General features: G+C 62.7%; 14 protein-coding genes and 1 pseudogene. 6 read left to right on the plus strand and 9 right to left on the minus strand.

Going from position 1 to position 15122, the window contains the following annotated elements; all coding sequences use genetic code 11:
- Position 1: 1 nt before the first annotated feature.
- From gspE to CSZ94_RS19795, 4 genes are read left to right on the plus strand one after another with little or no spacing between them, the layout of a single operon-like run.
- Positions 2 to 1423, plus strand: a complete 1422-nt coding sequence (gene gspE / locus CSZ94_RS19780; RefSeq protein ID WP_102123093.1) for a type II secretion system ATPase GspE — start codon at positions 2 to 4, stop codon at positions 1421 to 1423.
- A 10-nt stretch (positions 1424 to 1433) separates the two neighbouring features.
- Positions 1434 to 2654 (plus strand): type II secretion system inner membrane protein GspF, encoded by a 1221-nt coding sequence (gene gspF / locus CSZ94_RS19785; protein ID WP_102123094.1) that lies wholly within the window; start codon positions 1434 to 1436, stop codon positions 2652 to 2654.
- 16 nt (positions 2655 to 2670) lie between these two features.
- A complete protein-coding gene (locus CSZ94_RS19790; protein ID WP_102123095.1) occupies positions 2671 to 3228 on the plus strand; it encodes a type II secretion system protein N in 558 nt (185 codons plus the stop codon).
- A gap of 58 nt (positions 3229 to 3286) precedes the next feature.
- Positions 3287 to 5524, plus strand: a complete 2238-nt coding sequence (locus CSZ94_RS19795; protein ID WP_102123096.1) for a patatin-like phospholipase family protein — start codon at positions 3287 to 3289, stop codon at positions 5522 to 5524.
- Here the strand turns inward: CSZ94_RS19795 and CSZ94_RS19800 are convergent.
- Positions 5497 to 6291 carry a helix-turn-helix domain-containing protein gene (locus tag CSZ94_RS19800; protein WP_102123097.1) on the minus strand — a complete coding sequence of 265 codons (795 nt, stop codon included), beginning with the start codon at positions 6289 to 6291 and terminating at the stop codon, positions 5497 to 5499. The genes CSZ94_RS19795 and CSZ94_RS19800 overlap by 28 nt on opposite strands.
- Before the next feature lie 168 nt (positions 6292 to 6459).
- On the opposite strand from CSZ94_RS19800, the gene CSZ94_RS19805 reads away from it, so the two are divergent.
- Positions 6460 to 7074 carry an outer membrane protein gene (locus tag CSZ94_RS19805; protein ID WP_102123098.1) on the plus strand — a complete coding sequence of 205 codons (615 nt, stop codon included), beginning with the start codon at positions 6460 to 6462 and terminating at the stop codon, positions 7072 to 7074.
- Between the two features lie 66 nt (positions 7075 to 7140).
- Here the strand turns inward: CSZ94_RS19805 and CSZ94_RS19810 are convergent, their stop codons facing one another.
- From CSZ94_RS19810 to CSZ94_RS19845, 8 genes are all read right to left on the minus strand, one after another.
- Positions 7141 to 7335 carry a hypothetical protein gene (locus CSZ94_RS19810; protein ID WP_102123099.1) on the minus strand — a complete coding sequence of 65 codons (195 nt, stop codon included), beginning with the start codon at positions 7333 to 7335 and terminating at the stop codon, positions 7141 to 7143.
- Between the two features lie 16 nt (positions 7336 to 7351).
- A complete protein-coding gene (gene hslU / locus CSZ94_RS19815) occupies positions 7352 to 8710 on the minus strand; it encodes an ATP-dependent protease ATPase subunit HslU (protein ID WP_102123105.1) in 1359 nt (452 codons plus the stop codon).
- Between the two features lie 38 nt (positions 8711 to 8748).
- Entirely contained in the window at positions 8749 to 9285 is a 537-nt protein-coding gene (hslV, locus tag CSZ94_RS19820; protein ID WP_096233303.1) for an ATP-dependent protease subunit HslV, read from the minus strand.
- Between the two features lie 210 nt (positions 9286 to 9495).
- Positions 9496 to 9948, minus strand: coding sequence for an RNA polymerase-binding protein DksA (gene dksA / locus CSZ94_RS19825; protein ID WP_034753066.1), 453 nt, complete (start codon positions 9946 to 9948; stop codon positions 9496 to 9498).
- A gap of 480 nt (positions 9949 to 10428) precedes the next feature.
- Positions 10429 to 11535 carry a CobW family GTP-binding protein gene (locus tag CSZ94_RS19830; protein ID WP_102123100.1) on the minus strand — a complete coding sequence of 369 codons (1107 nt, stop codon included), beginning with the start codon at positions 11533 to 11535 and terminating at the stop codon, positions 10429 to 10431.
- A 139-nt stretch (positions 11536 to 11674) separates the two neighbouring features.
- The gene (locus CSZ94_RS19835) at positions 11675 to 12622 is read right to left on the minus strand and encodes a tyrosine recombinase XerC (RefSeq protein WP_102123101.1); all 948 of its coding nucleotides are present in this window, start codon (positions 12620 to 12622) and stop codon (positions 11675 to 11677) included.
- Positions 12623 to 12629: 7 nt separating this feature from the next.
- Positions 12630 to 13295 carry a DUF484 family protein gene (locus CSZ94_RS19840; RefSeq protein WP_102123102.1) on the minus strand — a complete coding sequence of 222 codons (666 nt, stop codon included), beginning with the start codon at positions 13293 to 13295 and terminating at the stop codon, positions 12630 to 12632.
- A 179-nt stretch (positions 13296 to 13474) separates the two neighbouring features.
- Positions 13475 to 14545 (minus strand): porin, encoded by a 1071-nt coding sequence (locus CSZ94_RS19845; RefSeq protein ID WP_102123103.1) that lies wholly within the window; start codon positions 14543 to 14545, stop codon positions 13475 to 13477.
- A gap of 429 nt (positions 14546 to 14974) precedes the next feature.
- Between CSZ94_RS19845 and CSZ94_RS28835 the strand changes: the two are divergent.
- Positions 14975 to 15122 (plus strand): annotated as a pseudogene (locus tag CSZ94_RS28835) (IS5/IS1182 family transposase); the annotation flags it as partial.

Consider the following 15122-nt stretch of genomic DNA (forward strand, 5'->3'; position numbering starts at 1 on the left):
CATGAGTAATCTGCTTCCCTACGCCTACGCGCGCGATTTCGGCTTGCTGGCCCGGCCCGGCGCCGTCGATGGCGCCCCGGTCGAGGTGCTGGTGGCCGCATCGACGGCGCCGGCGGCGATTGCCGAAGTGTCGCGCCGCTTCGGCCAGATTCAATTGACGGTGCTGCCGCGCGGCGAACTCGATGCGGCCATTGCCGGCGCCTACGCGGGCGGTGGCGGCGATGCGTCGCAGATGGCCGATGAGTTCGACGCCGACCTGGACTTGACGAAGCTGCTGCAGGATGTGCCGGCCATCGAGGACTTGCTCGAATCGTCCGACGACGCGCCCGTCATCCGCATGATCAACGCCTTGCTCACGCAGGCGCTGCGCGAAGGCGCGTCCGATATCCACATCGAGCCGTTCGAGCAGACGTCCGTCGTGCGCTTTCGCATCGATGGCAGCCTGCGCGACGTGGTGCGCCCGCGCAAGGCCATCCACGGTTCGCTCATTTCGCGCATCAAGATCATGGCGCAGCTCGACATCGCCGAAAAACGCTTGCCGCAGGATGGCCGCATCACCCTGCGCGTGGGCGGCAAACCCGTCGATGTGCGCGTCTCGACCCTGCCAACCGGGCATGGCGAACGGGCCGTGCTGCGCTTGCTGGACAAAGAAGCGGGCCGCCTCGACTTGCAGCACCTGGGCATGAGCGCGCCCATGCTGAAGCAGTTCGATGGCCTGATCACGCAGCCGCACGGCATCGTGCTCGTCACGGGACCCACCGGCTCGGGCAAGACCACCACTCTGTACGCGGCGCTGTCGATGCTCAATGCCACCACCACGAACATCCTGACGGTGGAAGACCCGATCGAGTACGATCTGGCCGGCGTGGGTCAGACGCAGGTCAATCCGCGCATCGACATGACCTTTGCCAAGGCGCTGCGGGCGATTTTGCGGCAAGATCCCGATGTAATCATGATCGGCGAGATCCGCGACCTGGAAACGGCGCAGATCGCCGTGCAGGCTTCGCTGACGGGCCACCTGGTGCTGGCAACCCTGCACACCAACGATGCCTCGGCGGCCGTCACGCGCCTGCTGGACATGGGCATCGAACCGTTCCTGCTGTCGTCGTCGCTCTTGGGTGTGCTGGCGCAGCGCCTGGTGCGCAAATTGTGCGGCGCTTGCAAGACCTTCGATGGGCAATACTGGCAGGCGGTCGGTTGCGAGCAGTGCGGCCAGACGGGTTACCAGGGCCGCGTCGGCGTATACGAGCTGCTGCGCACGACGGAGCAGATCCGCGCGCAAATCCACAACCGCGCCTCGGAAGCGGACGTGCGCGCCGTCGCCCTGCAGGATGGCATGACGAACATGCGCGATGACGGCGAACGCTGGCTGCGCGACGGCACCACCACGCAAGCTGAATTGCTGCGCGTGACCAAAGACTAGGCCCGCCACCATGCCCGCATTCCGTTATGAAGCCGTCGACGCCCAGGGCGCCACCCGCAAGGGCGTGCTTAATGCCGACAGTCCCCGTTCCGCGCGCGCCGAGTTGCGCGTGCAAGGCCTGGTGCCGCTGGCCGTCGAGCCGATCACTGCGCAGGTCGACGCCGCCGGCGTCACCAAGCGGCGCGGCTTCGGCGAGCGTTTGTCCAGCACCGAGCTGGCCCTGTTTACGCGCCAGCTGGCCAGCCTGCTGGAAGCGGGCCTGCCGCTGGAACAGGCCTTTTCCGCCCTGCTGGAACAGGCCGAGCGGCCGTATCTGCGCGACCTGATCGCCTCGATCCGTTCGGAAGTGATCGGCGGTGCCGCGTTTTCCGACGTGCTGGCGCGCCATCCGCGCGATTTCGCGGAAATTTACCGGGCGCTGGTGGCATCCGGCGAGCAGATCGGCCATTTGTCGCGCGTGCTGTCGCGCCTGGCCGACTATATCGAACGGCGCAATGCACTGGTGCAGAAGGTCAAGCTGGCGTTTACCTATCCGGCCATCGTCACGGTGGTGGCGTTTTCCATCGTGATTTTCCTGCTCACCTACGTGGTGCCGCAGATCGTTTCCGTGTTTGCCAATACCAAGCAGAAGCTGCCCCTGCTGACCGTGATCATGCTGGCGCTGTCGGACTTCGTGCGCCATTACGGCATCGTCGTGGCGATTGCCCTCGCCGGCGCCTGGGTCGCCTGGCGCCGCGCGCTGCAGCAGCCGGCCTTGAAACGGCGCTGGCATACCTGGCTGCTGACGGCGCCGCTGTACGGCAAGTTCGAGCGCAGCCTGAATACGGCGCGTTTCGCCAGCACCCTGGCCATTACCACGGGGTCCGGCGTGCCGATCCTGCGCGCGCTCGACACCAGCCGCGATACGCTGACCAATGTGGCGATGCAGGAACTGGTGGAAGAAGCCAGCGGCGCCGTGCGCGAGGGCGTCAGCCTGGCGCGCGCGCTGTCGGCGCAGAAGCATTTCCCGCCCATGCTGATCCACATGATACGCGCCGGCGAAATCACGGGCGAGCTGCCGGCCATGCTGGAACGCGCCGCCAGCGCGCAGGAGCAGGACCTGGAACGCCGCACCCTGACCATCGCCGGCTTGCTGGAGCCGGCCCTGATCCTGGCCATGGGCGTGGTGGTGCTGCTGATCGTGCTGGCCGTGCTGATGCCGATTATCGAAATCAATCAGCTCGTCAGATAAGAAACTCAAGGAAGCCATGAAGCGTTTGCCTCAATTTACAAGTTTGCTCGCCGTCGTGGCGCTGTCCGTGTCGCTGGCCTACTGGGCCATGCAGCTGTTCAAGGCACCGCAACGCCCCATCAATCCACCCGCCGTGCCGGTGGTGCAGGATGCCAGCGTGGAGGCGGGCGCCTCGCTGTTCGGCGGCCAGGTCAGTGTGGCCACGGCCAGCAACTATCAGCTCAAGGGCGTGGTAGCGGCCGCGAATGGCCGCGGCAGCGTGGCCATCATCTCGACCGATGGCAAGCCGTCCGTGGCCCTGCCCGAAGGCGCCGAGGTGGTGCCCGGCGTGACCGTGCTGGAAGTGCATGCGCGCCATGTATTGCTGCGCGATGGCGGCGTGAGCAAGCGTATCGACCTGGTGGCCGACGACAAGGCGCTGGCCCTGCCGGCGCAAGTGTCTGCCACCCCGACGCCGGCTGCCGCGCCCGTCACGAACCTGGTGCCGCCGCCGCTGCCGATGGAGCAGCAGCGTCCGGCAACCATGATGCCGGCGCCGCAAGTGAGCACCACCAGCACGCCGCCGTCGCATTAACGCTGTTTTTATCGTATTTTTCCGATGGTGCCGTGCCGCCATCGCCACAGGAGTCTTCATGTTCTTGATCCGTGCCGTCCTGGCAGGCTGCGTGGCGGCGCTATGCGCCTTGCCGCAAGCTGGCGCCGCCACCACCGCTTCCCCGGCAGCCGCTCAGACGGCGCCCGTACCGGCGCGTCCGCGCATCGCCCTGGTACTGTCGGGCGGCGGCGCGCGCGGCCTGGCGCATATCGGCGTATTGAAAGTGCTGCAGGAGCTGCATGTGCCGATCGACATGGTGGTGGGCACCAGCATGGGTGGCGTGGTGGGCGGCGCCTATGCGGCCGGCGCTTCCGTGGCCGACCTGGAAAAGATGGCGCGCGAGACCAACTGGGCGCGCGTGGTGGCCGACCGGCCGCCGCGCGATGAACTGGCGTTCCGCCGCCGCGAGGAAGATTTATTGCTGCCGTCGCGCATCGAGTTTGGCCTCAGTCGTAACGGCATTTCCACGCCGCCGGCGGCGGCCAGCAATGCGGCGCTGGAAATAGCCTTGAACCGGCTGCTGCCCGCCGGCATGCGCGACCGTCCCGCCAGCCAGTTGCCGCTGCCCTTCCGTTCCGTGGCATCGGACCTGGTCAATGGCGAGCTGGTGGAGCTGGTCGACACGCCGCTGTTCCTGTCGATGCGCGCCTCGCTGGCCGTGCCGGGCGTGTTTGCGCCCGTGCGCGTGAACAACCGCCTGGTGGTCGATGGGGGGCTGGTGCGCAACCTGCCCGTCGACATGGCGCGCGCCATGGGCGCTGACATCATCATCGCCGTCAACGTGGGCACGCCGCTGGCGCCGGAAAAAGAGCTGGGCAGCGCCATCGGCGTGGCGCAGCAGATGCTGCAGATCCTCACGGAGCAAAACGTGCAGCGCTCGCTCAAGGAATTGCGTCCACAGGATATTCTCATGGCGCCGGACCTGACGGGCGTGAGTTTCCTCGACTTTGAAAACTATGCGCGCGCCATGCGCGCCGGCGAGCAGGCGGCGCAGGCCCTGGCCGCCCGCCTGGCGCCGCTGGCCCTGCCGCCGGAACAGTACGCGGCGCGCGAGCAGCTGCGCCTGGCCGCGCCGGCCTTGCTGGACGTGGCCCTGCCGCTCACGCGCCTGGCCGTGGAGAGCGAAGGCGATATCAATCCGCGCATCCTGCAAGCCCAGTCCGGGCTGGTGGAAGGCCAGCTCGTCACCCAGGAAGACGTGATCAAGGCTGCCGGCAAGCTGTATGGCCGCGGCGACGTGGCGCGCGTGGAGAGCGAAGTGGTCGACGCGGGCGACCAGCGCACGGTCAGCATCAAGGCCGTGGAGGCGCCGTGGGCCAGCAACCGTCTGCGCGTGGGCCTGGAGCTGTCCAGCGATTTCAGGGATAGCAACAGCTTCGCCTTGAAGCTGCTGCATGTGCATTCGAACCTGAACAGCTGGGGCGGCGAGTTGCGCAGCACAGCGCAGATCGGCAATGCGCGCGGTTATGGCGTGCAATTCTGGCAGCCGCTGGGCGCGGGCAACCCGTGGTATATCGCGCCGCAACTGCAATACACCTCCTCGGCGATGGATGTCTTCGACCAGGGCCGGCGCAGCGCACGCCTGACGTATAACGGCCAGACGGCGGCGCTGGTGCTGGGACGCGAGTTCGGTACCTGGGGCGATCTGCAGTTCGGTGTCACGCGCACGGAGATCAAGGGCAAGCTGGCGATACCGGCCGATCCCACGCTGCCAGAGTCGCGTGCGCTGGGCACTACGCAGTTCGTGCAGTTCCGCGTCGATACGCTCGATTCGCCCGGCTTTCCCACGCGCGGTGCGCTGCTCGACGCCACCTGGACGCGCGCTTCGACCACGGGTTCGGGCGAAGCGGCGCTGGGCCGTTCTTCGCTGACGGCATTGAAGGCTTTCGGTTATGGCAACTGGGCTGGCCACGTGTATGGCGAATGGGCGCGCGCGCAGCGCGGCGAGGCGCCGCTCAGCCTGGGCGGCTTCCTGCGCCTGTCCGGCACGGACTTTGCATCGGTGAGCGGGCGCAGCATCGCCCTGGCGCGGGTCGTGATGGCGCGCCGCATCGCTTCCCTGCCCAGTACCCTCGGTGGCGCCGTGCGGGCCGGCTTTTCGCTGGAAATGGGCGGCGGCTTCGATCAGAATGAACGCTGGAAGAGCAGCAAGTTCACGCAGGCCAGCAGCGCCTTCCTCTCCGTCGATACGCGCTTCGGTCCCGTGTATGTGGCCTCGGGCGCATCGAAGGGGGGCGAGAGCACCTTCTATCTGTTCCTGGGACCCGTCTGGTAGTTGGCGGTCGGCGCAGCGGGAAGGGCGGCGGCCGAACTGCGGCGCAGGGCCGTGAAGGCGGCAAATTCCCATGAGCGAAAGCCCAGCAGCAGGGTAAAGCCATCGCGCTCGGTGGGCGCCAGGCGCCGGTCGTTCTGGTGCAGGCGCGCCAGTTCCTCGGCCAGCTGGCGGATTTTTTGCACCAGCTCTTGCGCGCTCGACAGCGACAGGCGCGCCGGAATGCACATCAGGGTTTCGCCGGCGCCATCGAAATGCCCACTGAAATAATCGGCCACCACGTGTTCGCGGAAGTACTGCTGCACGGGACCGTCGGCCAGCCAGTGGAAGGCGTTCGAGACGCGCAGGCTGTAGCGGTTCAGCGGTTTGAGTTCGATCAAGCCCAGCCGGTCCAGCTCTGCCAGGCAGCCTATGCATTCGGCCTGCGTCAGCGCATACGTTTCCACCACCTGCTCCAGGCTCCAGTGGCCCAGGCAGCAGATTGCCACCAGCAGCAAGCGCGGATGCGCCACCAGCGACTTTTCCTGCACCAGGGTGAGTGTGTCGGCGTGCGGCGTGATGTCGGCCGCGCCGCGCAGCACGTCTTCCATGGCGATGCCCGAGGCCTTGCAGATCAGGGCCAGGCGCGACAGCGACATATCGTGCTGGCCAAACATGCGCTTGACGCTCGACTCGCTCATGGCGATGCGCTCGGCCAAGACCTTGTACGTGATGCCGGCGGCGCGCAATTGGGTGCGCAGCACGCGCAAAACCAGTTCAGGTGAACTCACGAGATATCCTTTTTTGCAAGTTTGGTAGCGGATGACGGTACCGAATGTAGCCGCAAATGGCACTTTGCACAAGGTGATAGTACTTCTCCGCAAAAGAGATGACACTCCCGCTTGTGGCTCGCGCAGCGCGCTACAACCAGGCAATCCATCCACTTGTAGAGGTTATCCATGTTCCCATCTTTCCGTTTCCCCGCAGCGCTGCTGGCGCTGGCCAGCATCGCTCCCCTGCATGCCGTAGCTGCCGAGCCTGCACCGGGTCCCGTCTACGCGGGCGCCAGCTACGGCTTTCGCGCCAATACCGGCCTCGATTGCCTGCCAGGACAAGGCGATTGCGATAAAAGCAGCAAGCGCAATGGCAAGGCCTACGTGGGTTACAGTTTCGACGCGCTGCCGTTTCAGGGCGGCGTGGCCCTGCCTTCGCTTGAGCTGGTGGGGTATCTGGGCGGAGAGGTCAAGTCCGGCTTCGACACGGGCGCGGGCAAGCGCGCCGGCCGCGGCAAGTTCACCGGCGCCGGCGTGCAGGGCGTGCTCGGCTACCAGTTCGATGCCTTCACTCTGAGCGGGCGCGCCGGCGTGGCCTACACGCAAGGCAAGGTCGATTATCTGGCCGGTGGTTCGGACAAGAAGAACAAGGCTGGCCTGATCTACGGCATCGGCACGGCATATGCGCTGAACCAGAACTGGTCGCTGCACCTCGACTGGGATCGCGTGCCCGTCAAGTACAACGACAAGCAAACCACCAAGGTCGACATGTTTTCGCTGGGCGCGTCCTACCGTTTTTAAAGGGATGTTGCTGCGGCAGAGAGTGGCTTGATGGCGGACGCCCCGATGGGGGTGTCCGCGGGCGGCCTATTTGTCCGTCGCCACCTTCAACAGCAATGTCGCCAGCTGGCGTTTTTCCTGCTGGCGCTGGCCAGACACGGTTTTCACGTGCGGCCCGGCGGCGCGCTGCAAGGCGGCCGTGGCGACCGGATTGCGCGGTTTTTGCGAAGGTTCGACGCGCAATTGCATTTTCTGCCGTGTCGCCAATGCCTTGTTTGCCATCGCTTCCCCTCCCTGACTACAGCACGTAGCGCGACAGGTCCTCGTTGACCGACAGCGCTTCCAGGCGTTCGTTGACATACGCGGCATCGATTACCAGCAGGTTTTCCGTGCTGCTGCTGCCTTCGCTGGCTGTAAACGACACTTCTTCCAGCAGTTTTTCCATCACCGTGTACAGCCGGCGCGCGCCGATGTTTTCCGTGCGCTCATTGACCGAATAGGCGATTTCCGCCAGGCGCGTGATGCCTTCCGGCGCGAATTTCAAGGTCAGGTTTTCCGTCGCCAGCAAAGCTTCGTACTGCATCGTCAGGCAGGCGTCGGTGCTGGTCAAAATACGCTCGAAGTCCGAAATCGACAGCGATTCCAGTTCCACGCGGATGGGGAAACGTCCCTGCAGTTCAGGAATCAGGTCCGACGGCTTAGCCAGGTGGAAGGCGCCCGAGGCGATGAACAGGATGTGGTCCGTGCGTATCATGCCGTACTTGGTGTTGACGGTCGTGCCTTCGACCAGCGGCAGCAGGTCGCGCTGCACGCCCGCACGCGAGACGTCGGCGCCGCCGGACTCCGAGCGCGAGGCGATCTTGTCGATTTCATCCAGAAAGACGATGCCGTTCTGCTCGACGTTCTGGATGGCCTTCTGTTTCAGCTCATCTTCGTTGACCAGCTTGGCCGCTTCTTCCTCGACCAGCAGTTTGAGTGCTTCGCGGATCTTGACCTTGCGCGCCTTCTTGCGCTGCCCGCCCACGCCCGAGAACATGGACTTGATCTGCTCCGTCATTTCTTCCATGCCCGGCGGCGCCATGATTTCCATCTGCGGGCCCGCTTCGGCCAGCTCGATCTCGATTTCCTTGTCATCGAGCTCCCCCTGGCGCAATCGCTTGCGGAAGGTCTGGCGCGTGCTGTCGCCGCTGCCGCTGCCGCTGTCCGCGGCCGCTGGCGTATTCGGCGTGAAGCCGAAGTCGCGTGCCGGCGGCACGAGGATGTCGATGACGCGGTCTTCGGCTGCATCTTCGGCGCGTGCGCGCACTTTCTTCATTTCCAGCGCGCGCGTCTGCTTGATGCCGATGTCGATCAGGTCGCGGATGATGGTGTCGACGTCGCGCCCTACATAGCCCACTTCCGTGAACTTGGTCGCTTCGATCTTGATGAACGGGGCCTCGGCCAGCTTGGCCAGGCGGCGCGCGATTTCCGTCTTGCCTACGCCCGTGGGGCCGATCATGAGGATATTCTTGGGCGTGATTTCATGGCGCAGGGGCTCGGCCACCTGCTGGCGGCGCCAGCGGTTGCGCAGGGCGATGGCAACGGCGCGCTTGGCCTTGGCCTGGCCCACCACGTGTTTGTCGAGTTCGGTAACGATTTCCGACGGGGTCATGTTCATGATCATAATGGCTTTCTGTATTCTGAGCTCGGGGACGTTTAGTCCAGCGTCTCGATGATGTGCGACATATTGGTATAGATGCACAGCTCGGCGGCGATGGTCAGCGATTTCTTGACCACTTCGGCCGGCGACAAGTCTGTGTTTTCCTGCAGCGCCTTGGCGGCCGACTGGGCGAAGGTGCCACCCGAGCCGATGGCGCCGATGCCGTCTTCCGGTTCCAGCACGTCGCCATTGCCCGTGATGACCAGGGTCGACTCACTGTCGGCTACCAGCAGCATCGCTTCCAGGCGGCGCAGCACGCGGTCGGTGCGCCAGTCCTTGGCCAATTCGACGGAGGCACGCAGCAGATTGCCCTGGTGCTTTTCCAGCTTGCCTTCAAAACGGTCTAGCAGGGTGAAGGCGTCGGCCGTACCGCCGGCAAAGCCGACCAGGACCTTGCCCTGATATAACTTACGCACCTTGCGGGCCGTGCCCTTCATGACGATGTTACCCAAAGTTACCTGGCCATCGCCGCCCAGGGCGACTTGCTTGCCACGCCGGACGCAGAGGATGGTGGTGCCGTGAAATTGTTCCATAGTGACCTCAAAAGATTCATGCCGATGCGTGCAGCGTCATGTGCCTGCGCGCCCATGGCTCAAAAGTGGGGATGGAAAAGGCAATTGCAAGCGGCCGTGCCTGCTTCAGTGTAGTCGGCGCAGGACGAAAAAAAAGCACGCAACGCCGGTTGTGTGCTTTTTTTTCGGCCTTGCGGAGCCACCGGAGCGGCCGCGCAAGGGGAGGGGTGATCAGTCGCCGTACAGCTTTTGCTTCAGTTCGCGCCGTTGCTGGGCTTCCAGCGACAGGGTGGCGGTCGGACGGGCGATCAGGCGCGGTATGCCGATAGGCTCGCCCGTTTCTTCGCACCAGCCATAGTCGCCGGCGTCGATGCTGGCGATCGATTGCTGCACTTTCTTCAGCAATTTGCGTTCGCGGTCGCGCGTGCGCAGTTCCAGCGCATGCTCTTCCTCGATGGTGGCGCGGTCGGCAGGATCCGGGACCAGCACGGTTTCACGCAAGTGTTCCGTGGTTTCGCCGGCGTTTTTCAGCAGGTCTTTCTCGAGCTGCTGCAGGCGCGCCTTGAAGAATGCCAGTTGTGCCGGATTCATGTAGTCATCTTCGCTCATGGCACGAATTTGGTCTTCGCTGATGAGAGGGATGTCTTGGTTGGCGGCCGGGGTCGATTTATTAGTTTTGGTCATAACTTCGCTTACCTTCGATACGACAGAGTTTTCAAATTGATCAGTTGATGCGGCGATGCCGAGCAACTGTACAGGTTCCGCTTGGCATTGCTGTCCCGCTGTACTGCTTGCGACCTTGGCTTGCCGGCGAAAGCCAGGATTACCGGCAGGCTATGGTGCCATGTTGATAACTTTTTACCGCTCTATGCCAGTCGCGCTATGCGCGCGACAAGGGCGTGTTGGGTGGATCGCTTGCATGCCTGGCATGTGGCCAGCGGCAGTTTGCCAGCATTTCATGACAGGCTAACGACATGGGCCGTTTTCGTCGCTGATTTTGGCATGCTTTGCCTTATATTGCCATCCCGATTTGTTGCCTAGCCGATCAGAAACGGCTACTTGTTGGTTTATACCAGCAAGATGGGTGTCGGACAGCGGGAAAGCGTGCTTAACTTTCCCTTTTGTTTCTGTTTTGCAAAGAATACTTTGCAAAACCCGGCTAGTTTATACCAAACATTGTTCGAGTCCGCGAATAAAAATGTCTTTTGGTAGATTCTTGCCAATAAACACCATTTTGCTGCCGCGTACTTCATTCTCGCCCCATTTGGCACCCAGGTCGCTACCCATCAACTGGTGCACGCCCTGGAATACCACCTTGCGTTCGGCACCCTGCATCAGCAGCACGCCCTTGTAGCGCAGCATGCGCGGGCCATACACTTGCACCAGGCCGCCGAGGAACTCGTCAAGCTTGGCGCTGTCGAACGGTTGCGTGCTCTTGAAAACAAAAGCGGCGATATCATCGCTGTGCTGCGCATGGTGGTGGTCAACATGGCCGCAATCGGTGGCGCAGGCGTCGCTGTGCTCGTGCGCATGCGCATGATCGTGGCCGTGCACATCTGCGTGCACATCTGCATGGTCATGCGCTTTATCATGATCATGCACGTGCGCCGTTTCGGTGGCCAGGAAATCCGGGTCCAGTTCCAGCTTTTCATTCAGGTTGAAGCCGCGGATGTCGAGCACCTCGGCCAGCGGCGCGCGGCCGAAATCGACCTTGGCGATGGGCGCACGGGGATTGATGCGCATCAGGCGGCGCGTCAGCGTGGCCACGTCTTCTTCACTGACGAGGTCGGTTTTTGACAGCAGCAGCTTGTCGGCAAAGCCCACTTGCCGCTGGGCTTCCTCGTATTCATCGAGTTGCTTCATGGCATGACGGGCATCGACCACCGTGATAATGGCGTCGAGCATGTAGTGGCTGCCCACTTCTTCGTCGACAAAGAAGGTTTGCGCCACGGGGCCGGGATTGGCCAGGCCCGTCGTTTCGATGACGACGCGGTCAAACGCCAGCAGGCCGGCGTCGCGCTTGCGCGCCAGTTCCGTCAGGCCCACGATCAGGTCGCCGCGCACGGTGCAGCAGATGCAGCCGTTGTTCATCTCGATGATGTGTTCGTTGCTATCTTGTACCAGGATGTCATTGTCGATGTTTTCCTGGCCAAACTCGTTTTCGATCACGGCGATGCGCATGCCATGGTCTTCCTGCAGTATGCGGTTGAGCAAGGTGGTTTTGCCTGCGCCCAGGAAACCGGTGAGGATGGTGGTTGGAATCAGTGCCATGAGAGATGCCTATGCTGTAATCGATGGTGCCACCGCGCAAGCGGAAGAATGCGGACGATTATGCCGGAATTTTGCAAATGCTTGCAAATGCGCGCCCATCTACTTGATATGGATCAGGCTGCTCAACGGGCGCGGCTGCCTACTTGAGCTTGGCGCGCGGGTGCGCCTGGTCATACACGTGCGCCAGATGCTGGAAATCGAGGGCCGTGTAGACCTGGGTCGAGGTGATGCTGGAATGACCCAGCATTTCCTGCACGGCGCGCAAGTCGCCCGACGATTGCAGCACATGCGAGGCAAACGAGTGGCGCAGCACGTGCGGGTGCACGTTGGCGGGAATGTCGGTGGCCAGCGCATGCGCCTTCAGGCGAAACTGCAATACGCGCGGCGAGATGCGCGTGTTGCGCGTGCTTAAAAACATGGCGGCGCTGCCATCCCTGGCGGGCGGGCGCACGGCCAGCCAGCTGGCCAGCGCGACGAGGGCTGCCTTGCCGACGGGCACCTTGCGCATCTTGCTGCCCTTGCCCGTGACGATGACTTCGAAGCTGGCCATGTCAAGCCAGCCCAGCGAGGCGGGCTGGCCGCCCTCGGCCTTGCAGTAATGGGTGTCCAGGCTGGTCAGTTCGGAGACGCGCAAGCCGCTCGAATACAGCAGCTCGAACATGGCGCGGTTACACAATTGCTCCGGCTCGGCGCTACCCTGCTGGTGTTGCGCGGGCGCCACGAGTCGCACGGCATCGTCCACCGACAGGGCTTTGGGCAAGGTTTTGGCCCGCTTGGGCGCGCGGATGCCGTCGACAGGGTTGGCGTCAAGCTGGGTCTCGCCACTGAGCCAGTTGAAAAAGCCCCGCCACGACGACAGCTTGCGGGCGATCGAACGCGGGTCGAGGCCGCTAGCGTGCAGTTTGGCCGTGTAGCGGCGTATTTCGTTGTGCGCGAGGGCCGTCCAGGGCGTATTGCCGCTCAGTTCCAGCAAGGCGCGCAGGTCGCGCCCGTAGGCGTCCAGCGTATGCGGCGACAGCTTGCGCTGCGTGGCCAGCTGCGCCAGGTAGCTGGCCAGCCACTCGGCCTTGCTGCGCGCCGCATGCATGGCGTTCTCAGGCGCGTAGCGCGGCCAGGGCGGCGCTGGCCGTGGCGCCGATGTGCACGAGGAAGTCCGTGCCCATGCTGGAGGTAAAGCGTTCGCCGTCGGGCGAGCCGAGCACCAGCAAACCGAAGGTGCCCGTGGTGCCGGGGGCGCGCAGGGCGATCATGACGGTCGAGGCGATTTTATCGGCCTGCAGCCAGTGCACGGCTTCGAAATCGCGGTTGCTGCCGCAATACGGCGCTTGCAGGCTGTTGGCGAACATGCGTATATCGGCCGTCACATCTTCCGTGAACCAGTCGCTGGCGTGTTCCGGCAGCACTTGCCACAGGCGCAGGCTGACATAGGGCACGTCGAAATTGCTTTGCAAGGCATCGACCAGCACGCGCGGCATGGCGGCATCGCTGCGCACTTGCAGCATGGCCTGGTTCCAGCCGTGGAATTTGCTGGCGATGTCGCCATTTTCCTCAGCCAGTCGGCTCAGCTTGGACATGCGCAGTTCGAGCGCCTTGTATTTGTCACGCATCACTTCCATCTGCCGCTCCTGCAGCGAGATGGTGCGTCCCGTCAGCGGGCTGCTCAGCTTGACCTCGCCGAGCAGCGCGGTATGCTCTTCGAAGAAAGACGGATGCTCGCTCAGGTACTGGGCGACGGTGCTGGAATCGAGTGTGGCGGTCATTGAAAATATCTGTCAGTGAAGGATGAACGCTTCATTCTAACCGAGAGTGCGCCGGCATAGGCGCAAAGGGGGCGGCACCGATGCATTTTCCGCGCACCCATGAAAAAAGCGGCATGGTTGCCTATGCCGCCTTGCATTCCTTGCTCAGCAATCACCCTTGGAGGGTGATGTGCGGGGCATTAGAAGTTGTGGTGTACGCCCAGACCGATGTAGCTGACCGAGGTGGTGTTGTTGTAGTTTGCGGCGCTGGCCGATTTCTTGTTCGAAATATCTGCGTACAGATAGGTACGCTTCGACAGATTGTAGTCATAGCCCAGCGATGCCTGCTTGGTCTTGGCGACGCCATCCGGTGTTTTCTGACCGTAGCCAGCGCGGATCTTGCCTGGGCCGACGTCATAGTTGGCGCCCAGCACCCACGATTTGGTGTCGGTATTGATGATTTTGAAATTGCCGTCATCCTGGTGCTGGTACGAGGCCATCAGTTTCAGTTCCGCTACCGGATTGAACGATGCGGCAACCGACCACAGCTTCGCTTGCAGGCCATTGCGCTCGTAGGCAGCCATGGCGGCGAACTGACCGTTGTTGTACGTGCCCGACATCGAGTACGGGTTCGATGCTGGCGCCACATTGGCTGCCAAGGCGAAGTTGCCGGAGGCGTTCGTTGTCGTGTTGGCTACGGTGGCGCCAACGGCGGCATTGGTATTTGCTTCCTTGGCGGCCACGGTGGCGTTGAACTGGAAGCCATTGAACACTGGCGAGTTGTAGAACACGGCGTTCGAGAAGCGGTTACGCGAGTTGCCAGCCGGGCTCAGTGGATCGCTGGTGTAGCCGGCTACGGTCAGGTCGGTCTGGAAACCGGCTTGCGTAGGCATGCCCGACCATGGTTCGAACATGGTGCTCACTTCCTGGTATGCGGTCAGGCCACGGCCCAGACGCACGGTACCGAAGTCGCCTTGCAGGCCGACGCGGCTTTGACCCTGGAACAATGGACGGGCGCCATTGCTTTCCAGCGTGCCCGTATCGGATTCATAGCGAATTTCCAGTTGGAAAATAGCTTTCAAGCCATTGCCCAGATCTTCCGTGCCTTTGAAGCCCAGTTTGTTGTTGTCGCGCTTGGTGACGGCGGTGGTCGCATTCGATGCTTTGCCCAGACCAGCGTCGATCGTGCCGTAGATTTGGACGGACGACTGCGCTTGTGCGGTTGCGGCAAAGGCGCCGAAGAGTGCGAGGGCAACGAGTGATTTTTTCATGTCTTATTCCCTATTAAAAGTGAGTTCCGTCCGAGATCCGAGCAGATTGAAATGCGCTGACTGCCGCGTTTCGATGAATGAACCTTAGTTCGTCGGCGCGCAAGACGTGCGGGATTGGTCAAATATGCGTGAAAAAATTGGTGAAAAGCGTCATAAATGTACGGCCCTGTTGTATTTTTGTAACGCGCGGTTTCTGCCAATCCTGCGCCGATGGCCAGCGTTCCCCCCATCGCCACCGTGGCGGCGCCTTGCCATCTTGGCCTGTTCTGGCCAGAACATTGTTGCGTTGAATCAAGTTCTTAAGCTGGCTTAGTCGGATTTGTGACACAAGGACGTTACACTAACAGGGTGTTGAATTAATCGCCGTGCCCGTCAACCATCACGGGCCGGTAAACGTTGTTTCATCAGCCCCACTTTCCCACCGCCATCATGCGCAAGACCGACGTCACCCAGCACTCTCTGTACAGTTACCGCTCGTTGGAGGAACGCATCCCGGATGCGCATCCCTTGCGCAAATTGCGAGTACTGGTCGATGCCATCCTGGCCAACATGAACGATGATTTCCAGGCGCTGTATT

The organism is Janthinobacterium sp. ROICE36, from assembly GCF_002869965.1.
GTDB lineage: Bacteria > Pseudomonadota > Gammaproteobacteria > Burkholderiales > Burkholderiaceae_D > Janthinobacterium.

What these genes read in the sequence shown, in the direction of transcription:
- gspE (WP_102123093.1), top strand. Translation starts at nt 2, where the DNA reads ATGAGTAATCTGCTTCCCTACGCCTACGCGCGCGATTTCGGCTTGCTG.
- gspF (WP_102123094.1), top strand. Translation starts at nt 1,434, where the DNA reads ATGCCCGCATTCCGTTATGAAGCCGTCGACGCCCAGGGCGCCACCCGC.
- CSZ94_RS19790 (WP_102123095.1), top strand. Translation starts at nt 2,671, where the DNA reads ATGAAGCGTTTGCCTCAATTTACAAGTTTGCTCGCCGTCGTGGCGCTG.
- CSZ94_RS19795 (WP_102123096.1), top strand. Translation starts at nt 3,287, where the DNA reads ATGTTCTTGATCCGTGCCGTCCTGGCAGGCTGCGTGGCGGCGCTATGC.
- CSZ94_RS19805 (WP_102123098.1), top strand. Translation starts at nt 6,460, where the DNA reads ATGTTCCCATCTTTCCGTTTCCCCGCAGCGCTGCTGGCGCTGGCCAGC.
- CSZ94_RS19810 (WP_102123099.1), bottom strand. Translation starts at nt 7,335, where the DNA reads ATGGCAAACAAGGCATTGGCGACACGGCAGAAAATGCAATTGCGCGTC.
- hslU (WP_102123105.1), bottom strand. Translation starts at nt 8,710, where the DNA reads ATGAACATGACCCCGTCGGAAATCGTTACCGAACTCGACAAACACGTG.
- hslV (WP_096233303.1), bottom strand. Translation starts at nt 9,285, where the DNA reads ATGGAACAATTTCACGGCACCACCATCCTCTGCGTCCGGCGTGGCAAG.
- dksA (WP_034753066.1), bottom strand. Translation starts at nt 9,948, where the DNA reads ATGACCAAAACTAATAAATCGACCCCGGCCGCCAACCAAGACATCCCT.
- CSZ94_RS19830 (WP_102123100.1), bottom strand. Translation starts at nt 11,535, where the DNA reads ATGGCACTGATTCCAACCACCATCCTCACCGGTTTCCTGGGCGCAGGC.
- CSZ94_RS19835 (WP_102123101.1), bottom strand. Translation starts at nt 12,622, where the DNA reads ATGCATGCGGCGCGCAGCAAGGCCGAGTGGCTGGCCAGCTACCTGGCG.
- CSZ94_RS19840 (WP_102123102.1), bottom strand. Translation starts at nt 13,295, where the DNA reads ATGACCGCCACACTCGATTCCAGCACCGTCGCCCAGTACCTGAGCGAG.
- CSZ94_RS19845 (WP_102123103.1), bottom strand. Translation starts at nt 14,545, where the DNA reads ATGAAAAAATCACTCGTTGCCCTCGCACTCTTCGGCGCCTTTGCCGCA.